Source organism: Novosphingobium sp. (genome assembly GCF_041905565.1).
Classification (GTDB): Bacteria; Pseudomonadota; Alphaproteobacteria; order Sphingomonadales; family Sphingomonadaceae; genus Novosphingobium.
Window position 1 is genome coordinate 184,642 of record NZ_JAYRKX010000001.1, and the last position, 25,038, is coordinate 209,679.

A 25,038-nucleotide genomic window follows, 5' to 3' on the forward strand; every position below is an offset into this window, starting at 1 on the left:
CCCGCTACCCCTTCGCTCCGGCCAGCACTGCGCCGACCTTGTCGCTGATCTGCTGGACGCTGAACGGCTTGGGCAGGAAGTGGACATCGGCGATGTCGATTTCCTTGCGGAGCTGTTCCTCGGCATAGCCGGACATGAACAACACCGGCAGGTCAGGGCGCAGCTGGCGGATCGCGCGGATCATGGTCGGGCCGTCCATCGCCGGCATGACCACGTCGGAGACGACCAGATCGAACTGAGCCCCGCCCTCGACGATCTCAAGACCCTCGTCGCCATCGCTGGCCACGGTCACGGTATAGCCCGCGCGGGTCAACGCGCGTTCGGCGACGGCGCGGACCATGTCCTCATCCTCGACCAGCAGGACGCGGCCGCCGCCGGACCATTCGGTCCGCACTTCGGCCTTGGCGGCCTGCGCGGCGCGTTCCTCGGGCAAGGCGTGGTGGACCGGCAGGTAGACGGAGAAGGTCGTGCCGCGGTTCACTTCACTGTCGGCAAAGATGAATCCGCCCGATTGCTTGACGATGCCATAGACTGTCGAGAGGCCAAGCCCGGTGCCCTTGCCCTGTTCCTTGGTGGTGAAGAACGGTTCGAAAATCTTGCCGAGATGATCGGGGGCAATGCCGGTGCCGGTATCCTGCACCACCAGCGCGGTATATTCGCCCAGCGGCATGATCCCGCCCTGCATCGCGCGCACTTCAGCCGGGCCGATCTTGCGCGTGGCCAGCGTTACCCGTCCCCCGCCCTCGCCCCGGGCAAGGATGGCATCGCGGGCATTGACCGCCAGGTTGACGATGACCTGTTCAAGCTGGGTCGGATCGGCGCGGACCGGCCCCAGATTACGGTCGTGGGTGACGACCAACTGGATCTTTTCCCCGATCAGACGCTTTAGCAGGTGCGACACGTCCGAGACGACATCGGGCAGTTGCAGCACTTCAGGGCGCAGGGTCTGCTGGCGGCTGAAGGCGAGCAGCTGGCGGGTCAGGCTGGCGGCGCGGTTCGAATTAGCGCGGATCTGCTGGATGTCGTCATAGTCGCTGTCGCCGGGGGTATGGCGCAGCAGCATGAGGTCGCAAGTGCCAAGGATCGCGGTCAGCACGTTGTTGAAATCGTGCGCGACGCCGCCAGCAAGCTGACCGACCGCCTGCATCTTGGTGGCCTGGGCGACCTGGCGCTTGAGCCGGGTTTCCTCGGTGCTGTCGGTCAGGCCAAGCAGCACCGCCGCCTCGCCAAGACCGCGCACGCCGGCCAGGCTGAGCGAGACCGGATCTTCGGGCTGGTGACGCAGCCGCACCGCGATGTCACCGCTGGCCGCCGGTCCCTGGGCAAAGCGCCGAATCGCGTCGGACAGCGGCCCCTTGTCTTCCTGCACCACCAGGTCGGTGGGATAGACCGGCGCGCCGTCGGCCTCGCGCCCGGCGGCGCGCAGGAAGGCCGGATTGGCGAACAGCAGGCGTCCGTCGCGGTCGGCCATGGCCAGCCCCAGCGGCAATTGCCCGAGCAGCGCTTCGAGGTGCGGCACGGCCCCGCTGCCGCCATCGCCGCCCCCGCTGCCCAGCCCGACGCCCTGGTCCACCAGCAGCATCAGTGAAGGCGCGTTGCCATAGTCGGGATCGCCGGCATCGGGATCGGTCACCGGCAAGTAATACATCGTCAGCGCGCCGCCGCGCTGCCCGTCGCGCGCCCAGCTGATCCGGTCACGCTCGTCCTGGCGCAGCAGATCGACGAACGGCTGGCCGGTCAGCAGCATGGCCGCATCGCCGCAGGCGCGCAGGGCAAAGGCGGCGCTGTGGGCGCGGATCGTGCCATCCGGATCGACGATCGCGGCGGCAATGCCGGCCTGGGCCAGCGCCTTGCCCAGCTTGCCATCCAGATGCGGCACCAGCGCGGCGACTGGATCGGCCTCGGCCAAGGGCTCGATCGTCCAGACCAGGTAATCTTCGCCCCGCCCGGCGCGACGGACGGCGGCCTGCCAGCGGCCCGCCGGTCCCTCGACCAGGTCCGCCAGGCCCGAACCATCGCGCCACGCCGCGCGCCCCGCCTTGGCCAGACGTTCAAGCGAGGCGTTGTCCACCGGCAGGCGCGGCGGCGCATTGCCGGTGCCGAACCAGGCTTCATAGCGCGGATTGGCGCAGACCAGGCGCCCCGCCCGGTCGATGATCGCCACCGCGATGTCGGGCCGGTCGATTGCGGCGACCGTGACCGACCAGTCGGGCACGGCGAATTCGATCTCGCGCTCAACCTCACGCGGGCGCGAGAGAAACCAGGCGCAACCGCCCAGCGCCAGCACGCCGGCGCCGAACCCGCCGGTCAGCAAGGGATTGCCGCTGACCAGTCCGACCAGCGCCACGCTGACCAGCAGCGCCGCGCCCAGGATCAGGCGCTCGCCCCCGCCGGTCCGGGCGGAAACGGCGGATGGCCCGCTCATTCGGAGGCTTGATCCGCGCCCAGCCGGTCGGCGCGTATCCGTTCGTTGGCGATCCGACGCTTGTGGCGCACCCACCAGGTCCAGCCGATTGCGGAAACAAGATAGCCGATCGCCGCGGCCACGGTGGATATGATGAACAGCCCGATCAGCAGCGCGGGCGCTGCATCGGACAGCAGCCAGCCGGTCCATTCGCGCAGCTTCGCGCCGTGCTCGTACAGGGCGTAGAACGTCGTCAGATCGGCATGATAGCCCAGCCAGTTGCCGATGCGGATTGCCCCGATCATGATCAACGGCGTGGTGGCAGGATTGGACAGGAAGGTCATCAGTGCCGCAAGCGGGATATTGCCCCGGCTGGGCACGCACATCAACGCCGCGCCAACGATCTGGATGCCCGGGATCAGCGCGAAAATGCCCACCAGCAACCCCACCGCAACCCCGCGCGGGACCGAGCGGCGGGTGAAGCGCCACAGCTCGTGCCGGCGGGCCAGCGGGCCGGTGAAGCGATTGTGTTCAAGGTCCTCGCGCTTGGGCATGTTGGCCTGCGCCCAGCGGACAATGCGGGGACCGATACCAGTCATTTGTATTCCCGCATGATGCGCTGCTGGTCACGCTTCCAGTCGCGTTCCTTGATGGTCGCGCGCTTGTCGGCCACATTCTTGCCCTTGGCCAGCGCCAGTTCCACCTTGGCCCTGCCCCGGCTGTTGAAATAGATGCTCAAGGGCACGAGCGTCATGCCCTTGCGTTCGACCGCGCCAGTGAACCGGTCGATTTCGCGTTCGTGCAGCAGCAGTTTGCGCGGGCGCTTGGGTTCATGGTTGAAACGGTTGCCATGGCTGAATTCCGGCACGTTGGAATTGATCAGCCAGACCTCGCCGTTCTTCACTTCGGCATAGCTTTCCGCGATCGAGCCTTCGCCGAAGCGCAGGCTCTTCACCTCGGTGCCGGTCAGCGCGATGCCAGCCTCGGTCGTGTCCTCGATGTGATAGTCGAACCGCGCCCGCCGGTTCTCGGCGACGATCTTCTTCTTGTCGAACTGGACGTGGGTGGGACGAGCCATGGTCTGGCCGCATGTAGGGCCGCTTGGTTAAAATTGAAATGGCCGAATACCGGCATTGGATAAAGTTTGTCGTGTGCGCGGGGCGTCAAGCCGCACGCGCGCGCTGCATCGGCACCGGGGCCGCGCCGGTACGGAACCGGCCGACCAGCTCGGACAGTGCCGCCGCTTCGGCAGCCAGGCTGCGCGCGGCGGCGCTGGACTGTTCGACCATGGCGGCATTCTGCTGCGTGTTCCGGTCCATTTCGGCCACGGTGCCGTTGACCTGCGCAAGGTTGAGCGCCTGGTTTTCGCTGGCCTGGCGAATGTCGGCGATATGACGGCTGACATCGGCCACCCGCTCGACGATGCGGGTCAGGGTTTCGCTGGTTTCCTCGACCAGCGCCACCCCTTCGCCAACCTTGTCCGCACTGGACACGATCAGTTGCTTGATGTCGCCAGCCGCATCGGCACTTCGCTGGGCGAGCGCGCGCACTTCGGTGGCAACCACCGCAAAGCCCTTGCCCGCATCGCCCGCGCGCGCCGCTTCGACCCCGGCATTGAGCGCGAGGAGATTGGTCTGGAAGGCGATGCCGTCGATCAGTTCGATGATCTTGGTAACCTCGTTCGACGAACGCTCGATCGCCTGCATCGCCGCCAGCGCGGATTCGACCACGCGCTGCCCCTCGGTCACTTCGATCTGGGTGCGGCCGACTGCCGAATCGACTTCGCCGGTGCCCCGGGCGCTGGCCTGGACGGATTGGTTGACCTCGCGGATCGACGCTGCCGCTTCTTCCAGCGACCCGGCCTGGCGTTCGGTCCGCACGCCAAGGTCACTGGCCGCGCAGCTGATTTCCTCGGCCGCGACCCGCACCGTGGAGGCCGTCCGCGCCACGCTGGCCAGGCTGTTCTCCAGTCCGGCCGCGGCGGTGTTGAAATCGTCCTGCAATTGCGCAAACCGGCTGGAAACCCCCGAAAGGCGGCAGGTGAGATCGCCTTCCGCCAGCTTTGCCAACCCAGTGCCAAAGCTGCCGATCACTTCCTCGTCGGTGGCCTGCTGGTAGACCGAAACCGAGATTTCGATGTCCAGCAGAATCGCCTTGACCAGCGCGGCAACGTCGCGCGCCAGCTGGCGGCGGCTGCTGAACCGGCGCCGTTCGATCAGGGCGGCGATCAGGTCTTGCGCGACCAGCGAATAGCCCGCGACATACCAGCGCGGCTCAAGCCCGATCCGCGCATGGACGCGGCCGATGGCTTCGACCCTGCGCAGGTAAGCCTCGTCGAAATGCCCATCGGCAATGACGTTCCAGTGGCTGGCCTGGGCATCCTTGGCGCGATTGACGTGGCTATCGCCGTCAAAGAACCGCGCCGTTTCGGGATTGGCCCTGATCTGGGCATAGAAGCGATCGAGCGCCGGCCCCATGGCGCGGACGATGATCGGCTTCATCGCCTGCATCCTCGCGCGGTCGCCGTCGTCGAAGCCAATGAACTTCAGCCGATCGGCGACACCTGCCCGAGTGGATCCATTGATCATGCGCTAGCCCCTCGTATGGTTTAGGGGCTGTTAGATTTTTCCGCGTTGAGGAACCGTATGCCGGACCCTCGGAACTCTCCCTAGACCAGGCCCGCATGCTCCAGCGCCGCGTCAACGGCCTTGCGCGCTTCGGCGCTGCAGGGAACCAGCGGCAGGCGCAGCTCCTCGCCGATCCAGTCGTGCACCCGGCTCAGCGCATACTTGACCGGCCCCGGCGAGGCATCGTCAAACATGGCGTAGTGCAGCGGATAAAGCTTGTCGTTCAGCTCGCGCGCCTTTTCCAGGTTGTTTTCGGCGCAGGCCTGCTGGAATTCGGCGCACAGGCGCGGCGCGACATTGGCGGTCACCGAAATGCACCCCACCCCGCCTGCGGCGTTGAACGGCAGCGCCAGTTCATCGTCGCCGCACAGCATGCACCAGTCGCGCGAAATGCCCATGCGGTGATCGGTCACCCGCGACAGGTCGCCGCTGGCGTCCTTGATCGCGATGAAGGTGTCGGGATAGCGCCGCACCAGTTCGATCACGGTTTCAGGCTTGAGGTCGGTAACCGTCCGGCCGGGCACGTTGTACAGCACGATCGGCAGATCAGTGTTTTCCGCCAGGAAGCTGAAATGGGCGATCAGCCCTTCCTGGCTGGGGCGGTTGTAATAGGGCGCAACACACAGCCCCGCCTTGGCTCCGCTCTTCTTCGAGAAGTTGAGGTGCAGGCGCGCGTTCATCGTGTCGTTCGATCCGCACCCGGCGATGATCGGCACCCGGCCGGCGGCCTGTTCGATGCACACTTCGATCACGCGATGGTGTTCGGCGTTGGACAGGGTGCTGGCCTCGCCCGTGGTGCCGCAGGGAACCAGCGCCGACGAACCGTTCTCGATCTGCCAGTCGACCAGGCGGCGGAAGGCCTTCTCGTCAAACGCCCCGTCGCGGAAAGGAGTCACCAGAGCCGGAATTGAACCGGAGAACATGGACATGACCTTTGCTAATGCCCCATAGACAGGGCGTTCATTTCATTCAGCGCCTGATAAGGAGCCTTTGCCAACAATGTCCAGCATGTTGCGCACCACAATTGCTATCCCGCTGCTTACGCTGGCTTTGTTACCCGGCTGCGCCCGCGCCCAGGACGCCGCCGCCGACGGCAGCGAGTGGGACCACGCGCGCGCGGTGCTGCTGGGCAAGCCGCCGGGCGACATGGTCCAGGGTGTGGCGCGCTGGAAAATGCTGACCGCTTCGGACCGGTTCAGCTTTGGCGACTATGCCAATTATCTGCTCAGCTACCCCGGTTTTCCGGAAGAAGCCAAGCTGCGCGTCTGGGCCGAAAGTGCCTTGGCGCGCGAAACGGTGGAACCGGCACGGATCGCCGCCTTCTTCGATCGCTATGCCCCCGTCACCAATACGGCGCGCGCCAATTATGCCGTCGCGCTCTATGCGTTGGGCCGCCGGGAAGCTGCACAGACCGCGCTGAACGCCTGGCGCGGCGGCGCGATGAGCGACGCGGCCGAAGCCGCACTGTTCGCCCGGCTTGCCCCCACGCTGACGCTGGCCGATCACGATGCGCGGATGGACTCACTGCTGTGGGCCGGGGCCACGGCCCAGGCCGAACGGCAGATCGCCTATGTCTCGCCCGGTGCGCGGCTGGGTTTTCTGGCGCGGCTGGGCATGGCAAACGGTACCGATCCGTCGGCGGCCGGGATTGCCCCCGCGGCCGATGCCCTGCGCGATCCCGGCTATATCTATTCTCGCTCGCGCTATCTGCGCAGTTCGGGGCAGATCAACGCTGCGACCTATCTGCACGCCACGCGTGGCGTTCTGGCGCGCCCGCCGCTCGACGTGCGCAAGTGGATTGCCGAATTGCTGTCGGTTGCGCGCAAGAGCGAAGCGGCCAGCACGGTGCGGATCGCGGCGATGATCGACGATGCCTTTGCCCCCGGCACCGATGTGTCGCGGCAAAGTTTCCAGATCCGCGATGACTACACCTCGCTGATGTGGCTGGGCGGCACCATGGCGCTTAGCGGCCTGGGCCGGGGCGAACAGGCCGCCCCGCTGTTCTGGCGCTATGGCGCGGCGGCGCGGACGCCGCAGACGCGGTCCAAGGGGTTCTACTGGGCCGGACGGGCCATGGCCAAGACCGGCAACATGGCCGAGGCGAACCGCTATTTCGAAATGGCGGCGGTCTATCCCGATCAGTTCTACGGCATGCTTGCGCTGGAACGGCTGGGCCGCCCGCTGCCCCCGCTCGATTCTGTGCCGGCCGCCGCGCCGACCAAGGCCGAGCGGGACGAATTCAACGCCCTGTCGCTGACCCGCGCAGTGCGCGAAGTGGCGCGGGAAAGCGATTGGCCGACCGCGGTGCGCTTCTTCCGCGAAATCGCCGACCAGGCCGAAAGCGAGAGCGATCACGTCCTCGTCACCGATCTGGCCCGCGAATTGGGGCGGCGCGACCTGGGCGTGATTCTGGGCCAGGCGGCGCATGTCGACGGCCACGGGATCTATCGCCGCACCAGCTTCCCGCTGATCCCGATCCCGCAGGGCGCGAACTGGACCATGATCCACGCGATCAGCCGCCAGGAAAGCCAGTTCGCGATGAACGCGGTCAGCCATGCCGGCGCGCGCGGGCTGATGCAGCTGATGCCGGGAACGGCGCGGGCCGAAGCGGCCAAGGTCGGCCTGGAATGGAACCTGGGCGCGCTGACGCAGGATGCAGGCTACAACCTGACCCTGGGCAACAGCTACATCACCTGGCTGCTGGACTATTACAGCGGCAGCTGGCCGCTGGCGATTGCCGCTTACAATGCGGGGCCGGGCAACGTGAACAAGTGGCTGCGCAACCTGGGCGATCCACGCAATGGCTCGATCGAATGGGTTGACTGGATCGAGAAGATCCCGCTGTCCGAAACCCGCGGCTATGTGCAGCGGGTGACCGAGAACGTCGTGGTCTATGAAGCGATGCATCCCAACAAGGCGCGCTTCCGGGGCCCCAACCCCTTGAGCCAGGTGCTGGGCAAGCGGACCCCGGGATGAGCCAGGAAGGACCGCCGATCACCCCGACTGGCATGGCCGCGCTGCGCGCGCGCTACGACCACCTGCTGGGCACCGAACGGCCGCAGATCGTCGAGATCGTCAGCTGGGCCGCCGGTAACGGTGACCGCAGCGAGAATGGCGACTACCTCTATGGCCGCAAGCGCATGCGCGAGATCGACCGCGAGCTGGCGTTCCTCGCCCGGCGGATGAAGGCCTGCCGGGTGGTCGATCCGGCCCGTCAGCAGGATCGCGGCCGCGCCTGGTTCGGCGCGCAGGTGACCATTGCCGACGAGTACGACAACCAGCGCACCGTCACCATGGTTGGCGATGACGAGCAGGATGCCGGGGCCGGCCTGATCGGCTGGAGCGCGCCAATGGCCCGCGCCCTGCGCGGCGCAGCGGTGGGCGACCTGCGCCGCGTCCGCCTGCCGGGCGGCGAAAAGGAGTGGGAAGTGATCGCCATCAGCTATCCCGAGGCGGCGTGAGCATGGCCGAGATCGTCAACCTGCGCATGGTCCGCAAGGCCCGCCAGCGCACCGAAGCACAGCAGCAGGCTGCACAGAACCGGGCGAAGTTCGGCCAGACCAAGGCCGCGCGCGATCAGGACCGCCGCGAGGCCGAACGCGCCGAGCGCGAGCTTGACGGCCACCGGCGCGAGGACAGCTGATGCGTACGACTTATGATGGCGCGACAGTGCGGCTCTACCACCTTGACGGCGGCCCCGAGGGCGGCGCGGCCACAACCCTGATGTACGGCCCGCTGACCGAAGCACTGCATCTGGCCGCGCAGCAGCCGGAAGAAGTGCAGGACGGCCTGTTCATTGCCACGGATAACGATGTGGTGGCCTACCTCGACCTGATCGGCGAGGACTAGACCGGCCACTCATGCACCGGCATGCCGCTGCGCTGGTGTTCGAGGTAGTCGGCGGTCAGCCGGAACAAGTCGCCATGGCGCTGGTAATGCGCCAGTTGCCACGCCGCGCCGTTGCGCCTGCTGGCGATGCGCTGTTCGATCACGTCCAGGTAGCGGTCGATCGCTCCGGCCGCGACGCCCAGGTCCTCCAGCCCGGCGCGGGCCACGGGCAGCAGCTGGGCCAGCACTTGCCGCACCGGGCGGCGCTCCCCGCCCGGCCAGTCCAACGCTGCACCGATTCCATGGCGCGCGGCGGCATAGAAATTTGCCCGGGCCGCTGCGAAGGGTAGCGTGGGCGCGGCCTTGGCCAGCTGGTGCGCCGCGCCGTAAAAGAAGGCGGCATTGGCCAACATGTCGCGCACCGTGGGGCCGGCGGGCATGACCCGCTGCTCGATCCGCAGGTGCGGTGTTTCATCGCGATCGAAGCCCACCAGCAGCCGGTTCCACCGCCAGATCGTGCCATTATGCAACCGCAAGTGAGCCAGCCGTTCGGGCGGATCATCCTGGCACAGCGGCAGCAGCGCGGGATAGTCGGCGAGATTTTCGGCAAACAGCGCGGTGGGATCAGCCCCCGGATAGCCGGTGCCGAAGGTTACCCGGCGGTGCGCCTGCTCGCGCCCGCCCAGCGCCTGCTCGAACAAGGCAATCCGGGTTTCGTGCCACAGCGCCCGGCCGAACAGGAACGGCGAATTGGCCGACAGCGCCAGCAGCAGCCCGCTCAGCACGATGGAGGCATCCAGCGCGCGGCCAAGCTGCGCGGCGGGGACCTGCCAGTGCAGCTGGAAGCTGGTGGTCGCCGCTTCCAGCATGACATCGACGTGGCGCGAAACCAGCGCCGGCACGCCGGGCTCGGCCGGGGTAATCTCGATCTCCACCGGGCGGCCGCCGCGCGCCTTCATCACTTCGCGGTTGAGCGCGACATAGCGGTTGCTGGGGGTCATGTTGGCCAGGCACAGGTCGCCGTCGCGCAGCGTCGGCAGGGTGCCGATCGCCACCGCGGTATCGACGTCCTGGTGCGCCACGGCCACGCAGCGCGCCCAGGTGCTGGCCAGTTCCTCCTCCATCGCCGCCAGCCCATTGCCTGCCAGTGGCTGGGGCGTGCCGTTGATCTCGATGTTGAAGCGCGACAGTTCGGCCACGACCAGCGGATCGCCGACATGGGCCAGGAAGCTCTGGTTGTGGGGCGCCGGGGCCATGCCGCGATCGATCAGCCAGGCTTCCAGCTCGAACCCGGCGACCGGGCCTGCTTCGGAAAAGCGCCCTTCCCGCCACAGCCGCGCGGCAAGCTCGGTCTCCTCGGCCAGCCGCTGCCCGAACCGGGCAAAGTCGGCCGGGGCAAAGCTGGTGGCGGCAATCTCCTGGCCCAAGCTGCGCTCCCTTCCCTTGCGCGGTGCTTTGCGGCAAAGGGGCCGCGATGCCCCGCCTGCGCGCCACCCGATCCCATGCCTATGCCCGCCGGGCGGCCAGTGCCTTGAACTGGATCAAGTTTGCCTTGCCGGCGGGGGTCATGGCGCTGGCCATGCCGCTCGCGGCGCGCGACAGCCTGGGGATGTTCGGCAACTGGGGCGCGTTCCGCGATCCGCAGGTGCCGCGCTGCTATGCCCTGGCCAAGGCCGCGCCCAGCACCCTGCAACGCGATTTCCAGCCCTATGCCGATGTCGCCTTCTGGCCGCGCCAGAACGTGCGCGGGCAGGTCCATTTCCGCCTCTCGCGCAAGTTGCAACCGGGCGCGCCGATCAACCTGTCGATCGGCGGGCAGCGCATTGCCCTGGTCGGCGGCGGCGGCGATGCCTGGGCAGCGGACCAGCGCGGCGACGCGGCGATTGTCGCGGCGATGCGCTCGGCCAGCGAAATGACCGTCAGCGGGCGCGGCGCCGATGGGCGCGGCTTTTCCAACACCTGGGACCTGAAGGGCGCGGCCACCGCGGTCGACGCCGCCATGGTCGGCTGCGCGGGGCTGCGCTAGCTTTTTGCCGGTTTGCGGCCTATATGCGCCGCCTTATGTCCGACACCGCCCTGATGCAGATCCCCGGGAACATAGACCCGGTCCCCACCCCGCGCGACATCACGCCGCGCGAAGATGGCCGCGTTGACCTGCTTGGCCTGCCGCGCCAGCGGATTGCCGAGTTGTTCGCCGAAGCCGGGCTGGATGCCAAGGCAGCCAAGCTGCGCGCCAAGCAGGTCTACCACTGGCTCTACCACCGCGGCGTGACCGATTTCGAAGCGATGACCGACATCGCCAAGACCATGCGGCCCTGGCTGACGCAGCGCTTCGTGATCGGGCGCCCCGAAGTGGTCCTGTCGCAGCATTCCAGCGACGGCACCCGCAAGTGGCTGCTGCGCACCGCCGATGGCCACGAATTCGAAATGGTGTTCATCCCCGATGCGGATCGCGGCACGCTGTGCGTGTCGAGCCAGGTCGGCTGCACGCTCAACTGCCGGTTCTGCCACACTGGCACCATGCGGCTGGTGCGCAACCTGACCCCGGGCGAAATCGTCGGCCAGGTCATGCTGGCGCGCGATGCGCTGGGCGAATGGCCCAAGAGCGCCAATGACACGCGCCTCGCCACCATGGCGGGGCTGGACGAGGACGAGGACGAAGGCTCCTACGGCGCCGATGGCCGCCTGCTGACCAACATCGTGATGATGGGCATGGGTGAACCGCTGTACAATTTCGACAATGTCCGCGATGCGCTCAAGCTGGTGATGGACGGCGATGGCCTCGCGCTGTCAAAGCGCCGCATCACCCTGTCGACCAGCGGGGTCGTGCCAATGATGGCCAAGTGCGGCGAGGAAATCGGCGTCAACCTGGCGGTCTCGCTTCACGCCGTCAGCAAGGAAGTGCGCGACGAGATCGTCCCGATCAACCGCAAGTACGGGCTGGAAGAACTGCTCCAGGCCTGCGCCGACTATCCCGGCGCGTCGAACGCCCGGCGCATCACGTTCGAATACGTGATGCTCAAGGACAAGAACGACAGAGACGAGGACGCGCGTGAACTGGTGCGGCTGCTGAAGCACTACAAGCTGCCCGCCAAGGTCAACCTGATCCCGTTCAACCCCTGGCCCGGCGCGATCTATGAATGCTCCACCCCCGAACGGGTCCGGCGCTTTTCCGAAATCGTGTTCGAAGCCGGGATCAGCGCCCCGGTGCGCACCCCCCGCGGGCGCGACATCGATGCCGCTTGCGGCCAGCTCAAGACCACCGCGCAAAAGCTCAGCCGGGCCGAACTGGACCGGCTGGCAGAGGAAAAGCAGGCCGCGCTAGGCTGATCCGGCCCGGCGCGGCGGTGCTTGATCCGCCGCGCAATCGGCGTAAGCTTGCCCCCGTGGTCGCGCATGCTGGGACGGGTAACATGAACCACCGATCGATCCTGCTTGCCGCCGTGGCCTGCGCCATGGCCTTGCCTCCTGCCACGGCCTTTGCCAAGCCCCCGCCCTGGGCACCGGCCCACGGTTATCGTGCCAAGACCGGCAGCATCGTTTATCGCACCACCGATAACGGTGTGCGCTATTGGAAGGGCAACGACGGGCGCTATTACTGCCGCCGCTCGGATGGCACGGTCGGCCTGCTCGCCGGTGCGGCGCTGGGCGCGCTGATCGGCCGGGCGATCGACACCAAGGGCGAACGCGCCACCGGGACGATCCTGGGCGCCGCCGCCGGTGCGCTGGTCGGCAACGAGTTGGCCAAGGGCCCGACCCGCTGTGACCGCAGGGGCTGAACGCCCTCTAGCCACGCGAAATGGTGGGTCGATTACCTGCTGTTAGGCATTTTCTCCCTAGGGAACGGCCAACAGGAGGTGCGAAAGCAATGAAGCGTTCGATTCTCGTTCCGGGCATGGCTGGGCTGGCCGCGGTGCTGGCGCTGGGTGGCTGTTCGGGCAAGGGCAAGGAAGAAGCTGGCCAGGCCGCGGCGGCATCGACCAAGCCCAATCCGTGGAGCAGCGATTCGGCGCTGGAAGCGGCCAAGGCCGCCGAGGACGCCAAGGGCAAGAAGAAGCCTGCGGCCAAGCCCGAGGCCAAGTCTTCCCCCAACCCCTGGGCAAGCGACGCGGTCCTTGAGGCCGCCGATGCCGAGAAGAACGCCAAGGACAAGAAGAAGAAGTAGCCGCGCGCTAAAACGCCGGCAGGGCAGCCCCCGCTGCGATGGTATCGACCCGGCCGCCGATCCACACGGCGCCGTCCTCGTCGATCCGGCAGTGGACCCGCCCATCGGCGCCCACCCGTTGCCCCTGCCCGGCGATGTAGCCATCCTGCGCCAAACCGGCGGCGAACAGGTGACAGGCCGCCCCGGCGTTGAAGCTGCCCGTCACCGGATCTTCGCAGACACTGCCCTGCGCATTGGCAAAGAACGCGCGCAGTTCCCAATCAACGCCGCCTTCCCCCGGACCGGCGAGGCCGATGTCGGTGCCCGGCGGCGCCTTGGCCGCCGGCTCGGCAGCCAGCACATCCGCGGCAGAGCGCAGCCGCAGCATCTGCCAGCGCGGCCCATTGGCGACGTGCACCGCCTCGACCACGGCGGCCGGGTCAGCACCGGTCACCCGCAGCGCCTCGGCCAGGTCCGCCGCGTCGAGCGGGCCGGTGCGGACCAGCGGCGGCGCCTTGAACGCTAGCAGCTCGCCTTCCTGGCGCACTTCGATCAGCCCGACCCCGCACTGCTGCATGATCGTGCCAGCCCGGCGCGGCACACCGCCCGCGCGCAGCCAGGCGTGGGCCGTGCCCAGGGTCGGATGCCCGGCAAAGGGCAGTTCGCCAGCCGGGTAAAAGATCCGCACGCGGTAATCGGCGGCGGGATCGGTCGGCGGCAACAGGAAGGTCGTTTCGGAAAAGCCCAGCCAGCGCGTCAGGCGCAGCATCGCCGCCTCGTCCAGCCCCTCCGCGCCGTGGACCACCCCCAGCGGATTGCCGGCAAAGGCGCGCGCGCCGAACACGTCGATCAGGTCTAGCTGCATGGGATGATTCTCCTTGGCCGACATGGCTAGCGGGATCGGTTCGTCGCGCAAGGGCGCGCGGCTGGTCGCAGTTGCGGGGCGATTGATCCCGCGTCGCAACGCTTCACCGCGCCGTTCATCTGCGGTTGGGGAGCGCTGCGCAGACTGGTCGCACTTGTTCAATCCATCAAGGAACCAGGAGACAGCCATGAAGAAGACTGTCCTTGCCGTGTTGATCGCGGCCAGTGCCCTCCCCGCCATCCCTGCTGCGGCCGATCCGCCGCGCTGGGCCCCGGCGCACGGCTATCGCGGCCACCACGGCCATGACCGCTTCGACGACGACCGCCGCTATTACCGCACCGACAACGGCATCCGTTACTGGCGCGGCGACAATGGCCGGTACTACTGCCGCCGCTCGGACGGCACGGTTGGCCTGCTGATCGGCGGCGTTGCCGGTGCGCTGGTCGGCCGGTCGATCGACACCCGGGGCGACCGCGCCCCCGGAACGATCCTGGGCGCCGCCGCCGGCGCGCTGATCGGCAACGAAATCGCCAAGGGCGGTGCCCGCTGCCGCTAAGCGCTTGACGAATTCGGGACATCGCCCGCATGGACATGGGCGATGTCCCGTCCCGCAGTCCTCATCACCGGCGGCGCCAAGCGCATTGGCGCGGCCCTGACCCGCGCCTTTGCCGATGCCGGCTGGCACGTGGTGATCCACGTTGGTCACTCCCCCCAGACCGGGGCTGAATTGGCAGCCACCCTCCCCTCAGCCGAAACCGTGCAATGCGACCTGCTGGACGGGGACGTTGCCTTGGCGATGATCGACCAGCTGGCCGAACGGCTGGACGACTGGCGGATGCTGGTGAACTGCGCCGCCGTGTTCCAGCCCGACACCGCCCAGGCGATCGACCCGGCGATCTTTGCCGAGGCGATGACAGTCAACGCCGAAACCCCCACCCGGATGAGCCAGCGATTCCTGGCCCGCGCCCGCGCCCGGGGCGGGCGGCGGATGATACAGTTCCTCGATATGAAACTGCTAAACCCCAATCCCGATTTCTTCTCCTACACCATGGCCAAGCACGCCTTTGCTGCGGGCGTGAAGATGCTGGCCATGGCCCAGGACCGGGCCGAGGACCGGGTCTATGGCCTGGCCCCGGGCGCGATGCTGCCCAGCTTCGACCAGGCCGAGCACGAGCACGAGACCAGCGGGCGGATGAACCTGCTGCGGCGGCTGACGATGCCCGGCGAACTGGCCGATGCCGCGCTGTGGCTGAGCGAAGGCTGGCTGGCCAGCGGCGAAACCCTGTACATCGATTCCGGGCAACATCTGCTGGCCCAGCCGCGCGATGTGCTCTACCTCGCCCGGCAATGATTTCCTCCATAGCCCCCCAGCTCGCCAGCGTCTTCTTCGCCTCAACCGCCGTAGTCGCCCTTGCCGAAATCGGCGACAAGACCATGCTGCTCGCCATCGTGCTGGCCGCCCGGCTGCGCGCGCCGTGGCAGATCCTGGCCGGGATCTTCGTGGCGACCATCGCCAACCATGCGCTGGCGGCGCTGGTCGGGCAGGAAGTGGCCGGGCTGGTCGATGCGCCGTGGTTCCGCACCGTCGTGGCGCTGGGCTTCATCGCCATGGCCGCCTGGACCCTGGTTCCCGACAAGCTGGACGATGACGAGGAAGGCTTCCGCCATCGCGGCGGTCCGTTCCTGACCACGCTGATCAGCTTCTTCGTGGTCGAGATGGGCGACAAGACCCAGATCGCCACGATTGCGCTGGGCGCGCAGTATCAGGACGTATTGGTGGTCGCCGCCGGGACCACGCTGGGGATGATGCTGGCCAATGGCCCGGCCGTGTTCCTGGGCGAGGAGCTGGTCAAGCGCGTGTCGCTGAAAGCCACGCGCATCGCTGCCGCACTGCTGTTCCTGGTGCTGGGGCTGTGGCAGCTGGCGCAGATCTTCGGCTGTGTAAGGGGACAAGAGTGACCGGGTTGCGGGGATAACCGGGATTTTCCGGCATTGTGCGGTCCTGATCGTCCGATTTCGGCCATTTCTTGTCCCTTGTGGGGCTGCGCGGCGCGCGCATTCAGTGTCTAGAGTCATGGGGCATTTAGACGGTCGGCGGACAAGATCAGCCGGAGTGCACCCCAAAAGCGGAAATCTGTTCTCAGGCGGCGGAAATCGGCCTCTTTCACCCTTCTCATGGGGTGATGAGAGGTCGATTTGACACCGTTAAGTGGGACGAACTGGGGCACTTAGCGTGCCCACTTCGCAAAAGCGGCAAAACCATCATGAAAGTCGCAGAATTGCGCCTTCTCATGCGCTCCGATGCTACCATCGCCAGGATAGCGATCAGCGGGGTAACTGGGACAGAATTTCAGGCCGGTCAAAGTGGGTCTGGCTCCTGCAGCCAGCAGCATGAGCACCATTCGGCATCGCACTCGAGTAGCGGCAACTTGAACCGCTGGTCCCGAGGAAGAAGCAGCCCGTCGAGCGACCTAGATGCCCCGCAGCATGCCTTCACCCGCGCGGAAAAACGGACGTTAGAGCAGTGCTCGGACCAAAGGTGCTCTGAGCCGTCAAACACGGCATCGCGAACCAATCCCGTCACGACCATCCGCAGGCTGGCTGGGCTGACCCGCCCCCTCCCCCACTGGGGAGGGAGCGGTGCCGCAAGGCCCGGGCCTACTTGCCCTTGCCGCCCTTGCCGCCGGCCAGTTCCTTGACCAACGCCGGGGCCGGATAGATCGACTTCAGCGCTTCCTGCACGACGGCGGCGCTGACCACCACGGTGCGGTTGACGTCCTGCTCGTAGCCATAGTTGCCGCCGAGCGAGTGGATGTTGCCGTCAAACGCCGCACCGATCACCGAGCCATCCTTGGCGATCACGGGCGAACCCGAATTGCCGCCGATGATGTCATTGGTGGTGACGAAGTCATAGGGCGTGCTCTTGGCAATCTTCGCCTCGTTGGCGGCGAAAGCCTTGGCCAGGTTGAACGGCTCGTTCCCGGTGGCCCGGTCGAACGCGCCGCCCAGGGTGGTCACCGGGGCAACGTCCACCCCGCGCTCCTTCCAGCCCGCGACCTTGCCGTAGCTGATCCGCAGGGTGAAAGTGGCGTCGGGATACTGGGTGTCGCCATAGGCGGCAAAGCGCGCCTGGGTCAGCTGGGCCCCGGCAGCGGCCAGCGGGCCGGTGTAGCGTTCGTCGACCAGCTTCTTCAGCTCGCGCTCGCGCGGGTCGATCTTGCGGGCATACTGGATCAGCGGATCGTCCGAAGCCTCGATCGCGGCCTTGCCGCCTTCCCACAGCGCCTTGCGGAATGCCGGGTCGGCCAGCTTGCTGCCCGCCACCAGCCGCGCGGCCAGCCCTTCGGGCGATTCCTTGCCCAGGATCAGACGGGTGTCGGCATCGTCCGCGCCCAGGTATTCGCGCGCCTTGGAAAAGCTCCAACCCAGCTGAAGCTGTTCCAGCCAGGGATAGACCGGGCGTTCATCCAGCAGCTGCTTTTCAGTCAGCGGCAGGCTGGAATCGGTGTAGCCCGGCAGGCGCTCGGCATTGGGCTTGCCGCGTTCCTCGGCGGCGCGGACCAGCGTTTCGGCATAGTCGTAGAGCTGGCTCATCGGCACGACGAAGCGATAGGGCAGATAGACCTCGCGGTAGGCGCCGACCGCCTGCTTCACATCGCCCCACGGATCACCGATCGCGGCGTTGCCGGCGCTCTTGGCCTTGAGATCGGCTTCGGCGGCAGCCAGCCGCGCGGTGAAGGCCGGGCTGTTCAGCGCCTGCTGGCGGCCGATATAGACTTTCAGGCTGTTCTCGATCCCGAACAGGGTATCGGCGCCTTCGCGCTTCTTTGCCTCGCTTTGCTCCATCGCCGCAATCAGGCGGCCGCGCAGTTCCGAATAGATCGCCAGCGTGATCGGCAGCGAAACCTCGCGCTGGAAGGCTAGCTGGTCGGTGGTGAACAGGCGCTGGGTCGAGCCCGGATTGCCGACCACAAAGGTCGCTTCGCCCGGCTGCGGCGCGCGCGGGTTCCACTTGAGGTGGCTGGCGACCTTGACCGGCTTGCCATCCTCGTAAGCGCGCAGGAACGAGGCATCGAGCGCATAGCGCGGATAGTTGAAGTTGTCCGGATCCCCGCCGAAGAAGGCGGCCTGGAATTCCGGCGCCCAGACCAGTCGCACGTCGGAATACTTGCGATACTGGTACAGCTTGTACTGCCCACCGCCGAACAGCGTCACCACCTGGCAGCGGGTCAGCTTGGTATCGGTGCAGCCCTGCTTTTCCAGATCGGCAATGGCGGCATCGCGCGCCTTGACCAGCGCCTGCCCGGTGGCAGTGCCGATCGCACCCTTGATCGAGCCGGTGACGTCGGTGATCGCGGTGACCACTTCGGCCTGCTGGCCAGGGCACTTGCGCTCCTTGGTCCGGTCGTCGGCAACGAAGCCATTGGCAACCAGGTCATTTTCGGCGGTTGAAAGGTCCTGCGCACAGGACACGATGCAGTGGTGGTTGGTCAGGATCAGGCCTTCGGGCGAAACGAAGCTGGCCGAGCAGCCGCCGGTCAGCCGCACGGCAGCGCCGCGCACCTTGTCGAGCCAGACCTGGTCGGGCGACCAGCCGTAATCCTTCTGCATCCGCGCGGCGGGGAAGCCGTCAAAGGTCCACATTCCTTCATCGGCAAAGGCGGCCGAAGGGGCGGCAAGCGGGGTGGCGATCAGTGCGCTGGTCAGCAGCAGTCGACGCAAGGTCATGGAAACTCCCGGAGAGCAAATTTCTGGATGCCGCGTTGTGTGCCGTCAGGCCGCGCAATTGGCAAGGCGAATGGCAGGTCCAGCGGCGCTGATTCCACCTTGTCAGGCCGCCAATGCGGCGTAGTCTCTCTGGCCATGTGGCTGCTTGACAAGATGCTCAGAGCCCTGGTCCGAGAAGGCCGCCTGGTGGTGACCGACCATGATGGCTCGACCCGCGAATACGGCGATCCTGCCGCCGATCCCGTCCGCATCCGCTTTACCGACAAGGGCGCCGCGTTCCACGTCGCCCGCGATCCGCGCGTCGGCGCTGGCGAGGCTTACATGGACGGGCGGCTGGTGGTCGAACCGCCGCACGACATCCGCGACATGGTGCTGCTGGTCATGCGCAACGCCAACCGTCCCGGCGGCAATCTCAAGCCGCCCAGCACGGTGAAACGCGCGGTGGACTGGCTGGCCGCCCGCGCCGACCAGGTCAACCTGCGCGGCAAGGCCAGCGCCAACGTGGTCCACCACTATGACCTGACCCGCCAGTTCTACGAATTGTTCCTGGATGAAGACCGCCAATACACCATGGCCTATTTTCGCGATCCGGCCAATTCGCTGGAACGCGCGCAGGTTGACAAGAAAGCACTGATCGCGGCCAAGCTGCGGCTGCAGCCCGGCATGCGGGTGCTCGACATCGGCTGCGGCTGGGGCGGCCTTGCGCTCTACCTCAACCGCCATTTCGGCTGCGAGGTGCTGGGCGTCAGCCTTGCCCCCGACCAGGTGAAATTTGCGCAGGAACGGGCCGAGGCGGCGGGCGTGGCGGGCAAGGTAAAGTTCCAGCTGATCGACTACCGCGATGTTACCGGCACGTTCGACCGGATCACCAGTGTGGGCATGATCGAACACGTCGGCGCGCCGCATTTCGGCGAGTATTTCGCCAAGACGAACGAGCTGCTCGACAATGACGGGATCATGCTGACCCACACCATCGGCCGCACCGGCCCGCCGGGCACGACCGACAAGTGGACCCGCAAGTACATCTTCCCCGGCGGCTACATCCCGGCGATGAGCGAGCTGGTCAGCGCGCTGGAACGCAATCGCTGGGAGATCGCGGACATCGAAGTGCTGCGCTACCACTATGCCCACACCCTGGCCGAATGGTATCGCCGCACTTGCCTGCACGAGGCCGAGATCACCGCGCTGTATGACGCACGGCTGTTTCGCATGTGGGAGTTCTACCTGGCCGGCGCGGAGCAAAGCTTCCGCCACGGCGGCATGGTCAACTTTCACATCCAGAGCGTGAAGCGCCGCAGCGCCGTGCCAATGACCCGCGACTACATCAGCGAGGAGGCAGCGCGCCTCTGCGCGCTGGATTCCGCTCCGCGATGGCATCTGGAGCCTGCCGCCGCCGAGTAGCGGTTGCGCCCCTCGCCCCCGCCTGTTAGGCGCCGCCGCGCGTGTTTTGAGCGGGAGTCGCCCGAATGTCCGATATCAAGAAAGTCGTCCTCGCCTATTCCGGGGGTCTCGACACCTCCGTGATCCTCAAGTGGCTGCAGGTCACCTATGGCTGCGAAGTGGTGACTTTCACCGCCGATCTTGGCCAGGGCGAGGAACTGGAACCGGCGCGCGCCAAGGCCAAGCTGATGGGCGTGCCCGATAAGGACATCTACATCGACGACCTGCGCGAGGAATTCGTGCGCGACTTCGTCTTCCCGATGATGCGCGCCAATGCCCGCTACGAAGGCGATTACCTGCTCGGCACCAGCATCGCCCGCCCGCTGATTTCCAAGCGCCTGATCGAGATCGCCCGCGAAACCGGCGCCGATGCGATCGCCCACGGCGCGACCGGCAAGGGTAACGACCAGGTCCGCTTCGAACTGTCGGCCTATGCCCTCGCCCCGGAGATCAAGGTGATCGCGCCGTGGCGCGAATGGGACCTGACCAGCCGCACCGCGCTGATCGCATGGGCCGAACAGCACCAGATCCCGGTGCCGACCGACAAGCGCGGCGAAAGCCCGTTCTCGACCGACGCGAACCTGCTGCACACTTCGTCCGAGGGCAAAGTGCTGGAAGATCCGTGGGAAGAAACCCCGGACTACGTTTATTCGCGCACCGACCACCCGGAAAACGCGCCCGACCAGCCGGAATACATCACCATCGACTTCGAACGGGGCGATGGCGTGGCGCTGAACGGCGTGGCGATGAGCCCGGCAACCCTGCTGACCGAGCTGAACGCGCTGGGCAAGAAGCACGGCATCGGCCGGCTCGACCTGGTCGAAAACCGCTTCGTCGGCATGAAGAGCCGCGGCATGTACGAGACCCCGGGCGGCGAAATCTATGCCCGCGCGCACCGCGGCATCGAACAGATCACGCTGGATCGCGGCGCGGCGCACCTCAAGGACGAGCTGATGCCCAAGTATGCCGAGCTGATCTACAACGGCTTCTGGTTCGCGCCAGAGCGCGAGATGCTCCAGGCCGCGATCGATCACAGCCAGGCGCGCGTCAACGGCACGGTGCGGCTCAAGCTGTACAAGGGTCTGGCCCAGGTCGTCGGCCGCAAGAGCCCCGACAGCCTCTATTCCGAACGCCACGTGACGTTCGAGGACGACGCCGGCGCCTACGACCAGAAGGACGCGGCAGGCTTCATCAAGCTCAACGCGCTGCGCCTGCGCCTGCTGGCCACGCGCGATCGCCGTAACTTCTGACCCGGATGAAAGAAAATCGCGGCGTTTGACGGCGTCTTCCGATTCTGTCCACCGCAAGACCCGACTTATCCACCGCCAAATGGGGCGCCTGTGGATAATTCGGCCTGCGCGCGCTTGCCAGACTCGGGCAACAGGCGCAGCCTCACTTCATCGAGACGGTGCAATCAAACTTGAAGTTTCGGTGGGAAACCATTGAAATGGATATGTAAAATGAAACCGCCAAGATGCTGGCAGCAAGGCCCGCAGCAGTATCGGAAAACACGCCTCAGGATGGCTTCAGCCTGAATCTGGCGAACCGCAGATGCAGCGAATGGCATGGTGCCAGTTGGTCACAAGGCAGTGGCCAGGACCGGATCAAGGGTAAGCAGCGTTTCGGCGCAGCGAAACGGAAATCCGGGACGGCAACCGCGATGTGGTCACGGAACCGCCAGGCGGAGGAAACGGATCCCCGATCCGCAACCCCCGCCTGACGGGACCGGACGCCGGAAACGGTGGCCGGGCGATGAAAGCCGGTTTCTCTTGTGGAAACCACCGCTCAAGTCGGCTTGCCCGATGCGACGAGCATCACGACGTGGTCCTCCTCGGAGGCAATAGCACTCACGGTGCGATGGCATGCGAGGTGCTCAGGTAGCGTCACAGCGGCAAGGTCGTCAAACGCGGTAGCAGCGATCGCCCAAACCGCCCGAAAGCCTGGAAGGCGTAGCGTGGGGCTGGCGGCAACGCCGGCCCCATTTGCATTGCAGTTGCCGTTAGCCTTCACGCACGAACAGGCTGGCCAGTTCGACATGGGTCGACCAGCGGAACTGGCCGACCGGGCGCAGTTCCTTCAGCACGTAGCCGGCATCGATCAGCAGTGCGGCGTCGCGCGCCCAGCTGGACGGGTTGCAACTGATGTAGACCACGCGGGGAACCGTGCTGTCGGCCAGCCGCTCCACCTGCTCGCGCGCGCCGGCACGCGGCGGGTCCAGCACCACGGCGGCAAAGCGGTTCAGTTCGTCAGGCAGCAACGGATTGCGGAACAGGTCGCGGTGCAGACTGTGGACCGGCAGGCCGGTGCGGCCGGCAGCGGCCTTGCAGGCTAGGTGCGCATCGCGCGCGGCTTCCACCGCCAGCACCCTGGTCTGCGGCCCGGCCAGCGCGAACGCGAAAGTGCCCAGCCCCGCGAACAGATCGGCCACGCTGGCTACGTCGCCCAGCCAGTCGCGCGCCGCGCCGACCAGCGCCTGCTCGCCATCCAGGGTGGCCTGAAGGAACGATCCGGGCGGGAACGGCACCGCCACCGTGCCCAGCGTCACCGTCGCCGGTTCCGGCTCCCACACGGTTTCGGGGCCATAGCCTGCATCCATGGTCAGCCGCGCCAGCGCGTGTTCGCGGGCGAAGTCCAGCAGCGCCTCGGTCGCGGCCAGGCCTTCGTAGCTCAGCCCCTTGATCCCCAGGTCCAGCCCCTGATCGATCCACGTCAACTCGATGTCGGCGGCCAGTTTGGCATGGGCATGCTTGCCCTTCGCCTTGCCGCCCTTCTGCGCTTGCCCCTGCCCCATATTGATCAGCAGCTTGCGCAAAGGCTGCAGGATGGTGACCATTTCGGGCAGCAGCACCGGGCACTCGCCCAGTTCGACCAGCCGGTGCGAGCGCGCCTCGCGAAAGCCGATCACCACCCGCCCCTGCGAACTTTCGGCCCGCAGGCTGGCGCGGCGTCGACTGCCCGGCGGCGAAAGGTGCGGTGGCAGGATCGCTTCGGCGCCCAGTTCCTGCGAGGTTGAGGCGTTGGCCACCCGCGCTTCGACGAACTGGGCCAGGCTTTCCTCGTCCAGTTGCTGCAACTGACACCCGCCGCAGCGGCCGAAGTGGCGGCACGGCGGCGTGACATGGTGCGGGCCGGGTTCGAGCGTCCCGTCCTCGTGCAGCAGGTCGCCCGGGGCCGCGCCCCAGGCAAAGCGGCCGGAAGCGGTGATCCCGTCACCCTTGGCGGCAATTCGAATGATTTTTTCTGGCTGGCTCACAGGCAGGCGGCGTAGGCGCTCTGCACCGCTGCCGCAAGCTGCCCGGCGGAAAAGCCCGATGCGCAGCGCCGCGCCGCCGCGCCGTGCAGCCACACCCCCTGGCACGCGGCGACGAAAGGATCGGCCCCAGTGGCCAACCGGCTGGCAATCGCCCCGGCCAGGACGTCGCCCGTGCCTGCCGTGGACAGCCAACTGGACGCACGCGGAGCCATGGCCAAGCGGCCATCGGGCGCGGCGATTACCGTGTCAGGCCCCTTGGCCACCACCACCATGCCGCTGCGCTGCGCAAGGGTTCGCACCCGGTCCGGCCTAGTCCCGCCTCCGGTGCAGTCAAAGGCGCGTTCCAGCGCCTGCAATTCGCCTTCGTGCGGAGTGGCGATCAGCGGCGCCGAGCGCTCTGCCAGCAAGCGCGGGGCGAGCAGCACCAGCGCATCGGCATCCAGCACGACGGGGAACGGCTCGGCCAGCGCCAAGGTCAGCCGCTCGCGCGCAACGCCGTCGCGGCCAAGGCCGGGGCCGACCAGCAATGCGTTGTAGCGCGGATCGGCCAGGGCATCGGCCAGCGTTGCGCCATCAACCACCAGATCGGCCGGAGCGCCCGGCACCGACAGGTCCGTCAGCAGCCGGACATAGCCCGCCCCCGCCCCTTGCGCCGCGCGCGCAGCCAGCAGGGCCGCACCGGGCATCGCCCCGCCGACCACGCCAAGCAGCCCGCGCCGGTACTTGTGGCTGTCCGCCGCCGGCGCGGCCAGCGCGGGCCGCGTGACCAGTTGCGCCGCGCCCGCGACAGCGTCCACGCCGATCGGCACCAGCCGCACCCCGCCCATCGCGGCGCAGCCGGGCATCAGGAAATGCGCGGGCTTCCATGCCCCCAACGCCACGGTCAGCTGCCAATCCGGCAGGTCGGGATTGAGCGCCGCGCCGCTGTCGCTGTCGATCCCGCTCGGCACGTCAATGGCAATGCGCATGGCGTGGCTGTCGGCCAGGCGGCGCAGCAGCGCAGCATCACCATCGTCCAGCGGCCGAGCGAGGCCGCTGCCGAACAGGCAATCGACCAGCACCTCGCCGACAGGGGCCTCGTTCGGGGCCAGCACTTCGCCGTGGTAAAGCGCGCGCGCTGTTCGGGCCGCAGCGGTGCGCGGCTCGCAGGCGGCAACCACGCAGACCGTGCCGCCGCGCTCGCGCAGCGCCTCGGCAATGACATAGCCGTCGCCGCCGTTGTTGCCGGGCCCGCACAGCACAGTCACGCGGCGGCGGCCAGCCACGCGCCAGACCCATTCGGCCGCACCGCGTCCGGCAATCTGCATCAGTTGGTCGACCGAGGTGCCGCGCTCGATCAGCGCCTGTTCCGCCGCGCGCATCTGCGCCACGGTCAGGATCTGGCTATCGGGGCGTGGCATTCGCCGGAGCCTGCACGGGCACGACATAACGGTCCTGCCCAAGGATCACTTCATAGCGATCCCCCTTGCGCGCCGATTGGGTCACGTCCGCGCCATCGGCGGCGAGCAGGTTCTGCCCGTCGGCGCTGGCCTCAAGCCGGTGGAAGGCGCCGTCGGGATGGCGGATCACGAAGGTCTGCCGCCCGTCCAGCATCACCCGTTCCAGGCGGCAGTCGGTCTTGAATTCCTTCGCCCCGGCCAGCGCGCAATAGATCGGCTCGCCGTCCTGTTCTGCCCCCGCGCCCGTCTGCTGACAGGCGGCGAGCAGCAGCGACAGGGCAAGCAGGCAGGCCGGGTGCCGCACTGCCGC

At 67.2% G+C, this 25,038-nt stretch carries 24 protein-coding genes; 13 read left to right on the plus strand and 11 right to left on the minus strand.

Features of this window, described 5'->3' with window-relative positions; genetic code table 11:
- Nucleotides 1–4: 4 nt before the first annotated feature.
- The 5 genes from ACE3N9_RS00890 to dapA all read right to left on the minus strand — a co-directional run bounded on the left by ACE3N9_RS00890 (nt 5) and on the right by dapA (nt 5,954).
- Entirely contained in the window at nt 5–2,425 is a 2,421-nt protein-coding gene (locus ACE3N9_RS00890) for a response regulator (protein ID WP_374279919.1), read from the minus strand.
- On the minus strand, nt 2,422–3,003 hold the full coding sequence (locus ACE3N9_RS00895; protein WP_374279921.1) for a DUF2062 domain-containing protein: 582 nt from the start codon (nt 3,001–3,003) through the stop codon (nt 2,422–2,424). Before ACE3N9_RS00895 ends, ACE3N9_RS00890 begins: the two co-directional genes overlap by 4 nt.
- Entirely contained in the window at nt 3,000–3,482 is a 483-nt protein-coding gene (gene smpB / locus ACE3N9_RS00900) for an SsrA-binding protein SmpB (protein WP_374279923.1), read from the minus strand. Before smpB ends, ACE3N9_RS00895 begins: the two co-directional genes overlap by 4 nt.
- A gap of 85 nt (nt 3,483–3,567) precedes the next feature.
- Nucleotides 3,568–4,992 carry a methyl-accepting chemotaxis protein gene (locus ACE3N9_RS00905; protein ID WP_374279925.1) on the minus strand — a complete coding sequence of 475 codons (1,425 nt, stop codon included), beginning with the start codon at nt 4,990–4,992 and terminating at the stop codon, nt 3,568–3,570.
- Between the two features lie 80 nt (nt 4,993–5,072).
- Complete coding sequence (gene dapA / locus ACE3N9_RS00910) at nt 5,073–5,954, minus strand: 4-hydroxy-tetrahydrodipicolinate synthase (protein ID WP_374280328.1); 882 nt, start codon at nt 5,952–5,954, stop codon at nt 5,073–5,075.
- A 76-nt stretch (nt 5,955–6,030) separates the two neighbouring features.
- Here dapA and ACE3N9_RS00915 point away from each other — a divergent pair, with 76 nt between their 5' ends.
- Genes ACE3N9_RS00915 through ACE3N9_RS00930 form a run of 4 tightly spaced genes read left to right on the plus strand, consistent with a single transcriptional unit; the run spans nt 6,031 to nt 8,880 of the window.
- The gene (locus tag ACE3N9_RS00915) at nt 6,031–8,007 is read left to right on the plus strand and encodes a lytic transglycosylase domain-containing protein (RefSeq protein ID WP_374279927.1); all 1,977 of its coding nucleotides are present in this window, start codon (nt 6,031–6,033) and stop codon (nt 8,005–8,007) included.
- The gene (locus ACE3N9_RS00920) at nt 8,004–8,492 is read left to right on the plus strand and encodes a GreA/GreB family elongation factor (protein WP_374279929.1); all 489 of its coding nucleotides are present in this window, start codon (nt 8,004–8,006) and stop codon (nt 8,490–8,492) included. Before ACE3N9_RS00915 ends, ACE3N9_RS00920 begins: the two co-directional genes overlap by 4 nt.
- 2 nt (nt 8,493–8,494) lie before the next feature.
- A complete protein-coding gene (locus tag ACE3N9_RS00925; RefSeq protein ID WP_374279931.1) occupies nt 8,495–8,674 on the plus strand; it encodes a DUF4169 family protein in 180 nt (59 codons plus the stop codon).
- Nucleotides 8,674–8,880, plus strand: a complete 207-nt coding sequence (locus tag ACE3N9_RS00930) for a hypothetical protein (protein ID WP_374279933.1) — start codon at nt 8,674–8,676, stop codon at nt 8,878–8,880. Before ACE3N9_RS00925 ends, ACE3N9_RS00930 begins: the two co-directional genes overlap by 1 nt.
- Here ACE3N9_RS00930 and ACE3N9_RS00935 read toward each other — a convergent pair.
- The gene (locus ACE3N9_RS00935; RefSeq protein ID WP_374279935.1) at nt 8,877–10,286 is read right to left on the minus strand and encodes a glutamate-cysteine ligase family protein; all 1,410 of its coding nucleotides are present in this window, start codon (nt 10,284–10,286) and stop codon (nt 8,877–8,879) included. The two genes, ACE3N9_RS00930 and ACE3N9_RS00935, sit on opposite strands and share 4 nt — an antisense overlap.
- A gap of 140 nt (nt 10,287–10,426) precedes the next feature.
- On the opposite strand from ACE3N9_RS00935, the gene ACE3N9_RS00940 reads away from it, so the two are divergent.
- The 4 genes from ACE3N9_RS00940 to ACE3N9_RS00955 all read left to right on the plus strand — a co-directional run bounded on the left by ACE3N9_RS00940 (nt 10,427) and on the right by ACE3N9_RS00955 (nt 13,024).
- Nucleotides 10,427–10,885 (plus strand): hypothetical protein, encoded by a 459-nt coding sequence (locus ACE3N9_RS00940; protein WP_374280330.1) that lies wholly within the window; start codon nt 10,427–10,429, stop codon nt 10,883–10,885.
- A 35-nt stretch (nt 10,886–10,920) separates the two neighbouring features.
- On the plus strand, nt 10,921–12,189 hold the full coding sequence (gene rlmN / locus ACE3N9_RS00945; RefSeq protein WP_374279937.1) for a 23S rRNA (adenine(2503)-C(2))-methyltransferase RlmN: 1,269 nt from the start codon (nt 10,921–10,923) through the stop codon (nt 12,187–12,189).
- A gap of 83 nt (nt 12,190–12,272) precedes the next feature.
- Nucleotides 12,273–12,638 carry a glycine zipper 2TM domain-containing protein gene (locus tag ACE3N9_RS00950; protein ID WP_374279939.1) on the plus strand — a complete coding sequence of 122 codons (366 nt, stop codon included), beginning with the start codon at nt 12,273–12,275 and terminating at the stop codon, nt 12,636–12,638.
- Nucleotides 12,639–12,727: 89 nt separating this feature from the next.
- Nucleotides 12,728–13,024 carry a hypothetical protein gene (locus tag ACE3N9_RS00955; RefSeq protein ID WP_374279940.1) on the plus strand — a complete coding sequence of 99 codons (297 nt, stop codon included), beginning with the start codon at nt 12,728–12,730 and terminating at the stop codon, nt 13,022–13,024.
- 7 nt (nt 13,025–13,031) lie between these two features.
- Here the strand turns inward: ACE3N9_RS00955 and ACE3N9_RS00960 are convergent, their stop codons facing one another.
- Nucleotides 13,032–13,868 carry a PhzF family phenazine biosynthesis protein gene (locus tag ACE3N9_RS00960; protein ID WP_374279942.1) on the minus strand — a complete coding sequence of 279 codons (837 nt, stop codon included), beginning with the start codon at nt 13,866–13,868 and terminating at the stop codon, nt 13,032–13,034.
- A gap of 187 nt (nt 13,869–14,055) precedes the next feature.
- Here ACE3N9_RS00960 and ACE3N9_RS00965 point away from each other — a divergent pair, with 187 nt between their 5' ends.
- The 3 genes from ACE3N9_RS00965 to ACE3N9_RS00975 are packed head-to-tail and all read left to right on the plus strand — an operon-like array spanning nt 14,056 to nt 15,827.
- Entirely contained in the window at nt 14,056–14,424 is a 369-nt protein-coding gene (locus ACE3N9_RS00965; RefSeq protein WP_374279944.1) for a glycine zipper 2TM domain-containing protein, read from the plus strand.
- Between the two features lie 42 nt (nt 14,425–14,466).
- Nucleotides 14,467–15,219, plus strand: coding sequence for an SDR family oxidoreductase (locus ACE3N9_RS00970; protein ID WP_374279946.1), 753 nt, complete (start codon nt 14,467–14,469; stop codon nt 15,217–15,219).
- The gene (locus tag ACE3N9_RS00975) at nt 15,216–15,827 is read left to right on the plus strand and encodes a TMEM165/GDT1 family protein (protein WP_374279948.1); all 612 of its coding nucleotides are present in this window, start codon (nt 15,216–15,218) and stop codon (nt 15,825–15,827) included. The genes ACE3N9_RS00970 and ACE3N9_RS00975 overlap by 4 nt, the downstream gene beginning before the upstream one ends.
- Before the next feature lie 699 nt (nt 15,828–16,526).
- Here ACE3N9_RS00975 and ACE3N9_RS00980 read toward each other — a convergent pair.
- Nucleotides 16,527–18,596: a S46 family peptidase gene (locus ACE3N9_RS00980; RefSeq protein WP_374279950.1), complete on the minus strand. Its 2,070-nt coding sequence runs from the start codon at nt 18,594–18,596 to the stop codon at nt 16,527–16,529.
- 135 nt (nt 18,597–18,731) lie between these two features.
- Here ACE3N9_RS00980 and ACE3N9_RS00985 point away from each other — a divergent pair, with 135 nt between their 5' ends.
- Entirely contained in the window at nt 18,732–19,997 is a 1,266-nt protein-coding gene (locus tag ACE3N9_RS00985; RefSeq protein ID WP_374279952.1) for a class I SAM-dependent methyltransferase, read from the plus strand.
- A 65-nt stretch (nt 19,998–20,062) separates the two neighbouring features.
- On the plus strand, nt 20,063–21,286 hold the full coding sequence (locus ACE3N9_RS00990) for an argininosuccinate synthase (RefSeq protein WP_374279954.1): 1,224 nt from the start codon (nt 20,063–20,065) through the stop codon (nt 21,284–21,286).
- Nucleotides 21,287–22,035: 749 nt separating this feature from the next.
- On the opposite strand, the gene ACE3N9_RS00995 is transcribed toward ACE3N9_RS00990, so the two are convergent.
- The 3 genes from ACE3N9_RS00995 to ACE3N9_RS01005 are packed head-to-tail and all read right to left on the minus strand — an operon-like array spanning nt 22,036 to nt 25,032.
- Nucleotides 22,036–23,289, minus strand: a complete 1,254-nt coding sequence (locus ACE3N9_RS00995; RefSeq protein ID WP_374279956.1) for a class I SAM-dependent RNA methyltransferase — start codon at nt 23,287–23,289, stop codon at nt 22,036–22,038.
- Nucleotides 23,286–24,689 (minus strand): NAD(P)H-hydrate dehydratase, encoded by a 1,404-nt coding sequence (locus tag ACE3N9_RS01000; protein WP_374279958.1) that lies wholly within the window; start codon nt 24,687–24,689, stop codon nt 23,286–23,288. Before ACE3N9_RS01000 ends, ACE3N9_RS00995 begins: the two co-directional genes overlap by 4 nt.
- On the minus strand, nt 24,673–25,032 hold the full coding sequence (locus ACE3N9_RS01005; RefSeq protein ID WP_374279960.1) for a hypothetical protein: 360 nt from the start codon (nt 25,030–25,032) through the stop codon (nt 24,673–24,675). The genes ACE3N9_RS01000 and ACE3N9_RS01005 overlap by 17 nt, the downstream gene beginning before the upstream one ends.
- Between the last annotated feature and the right edge of the window lie 6 nt (nt 25,033–25,038).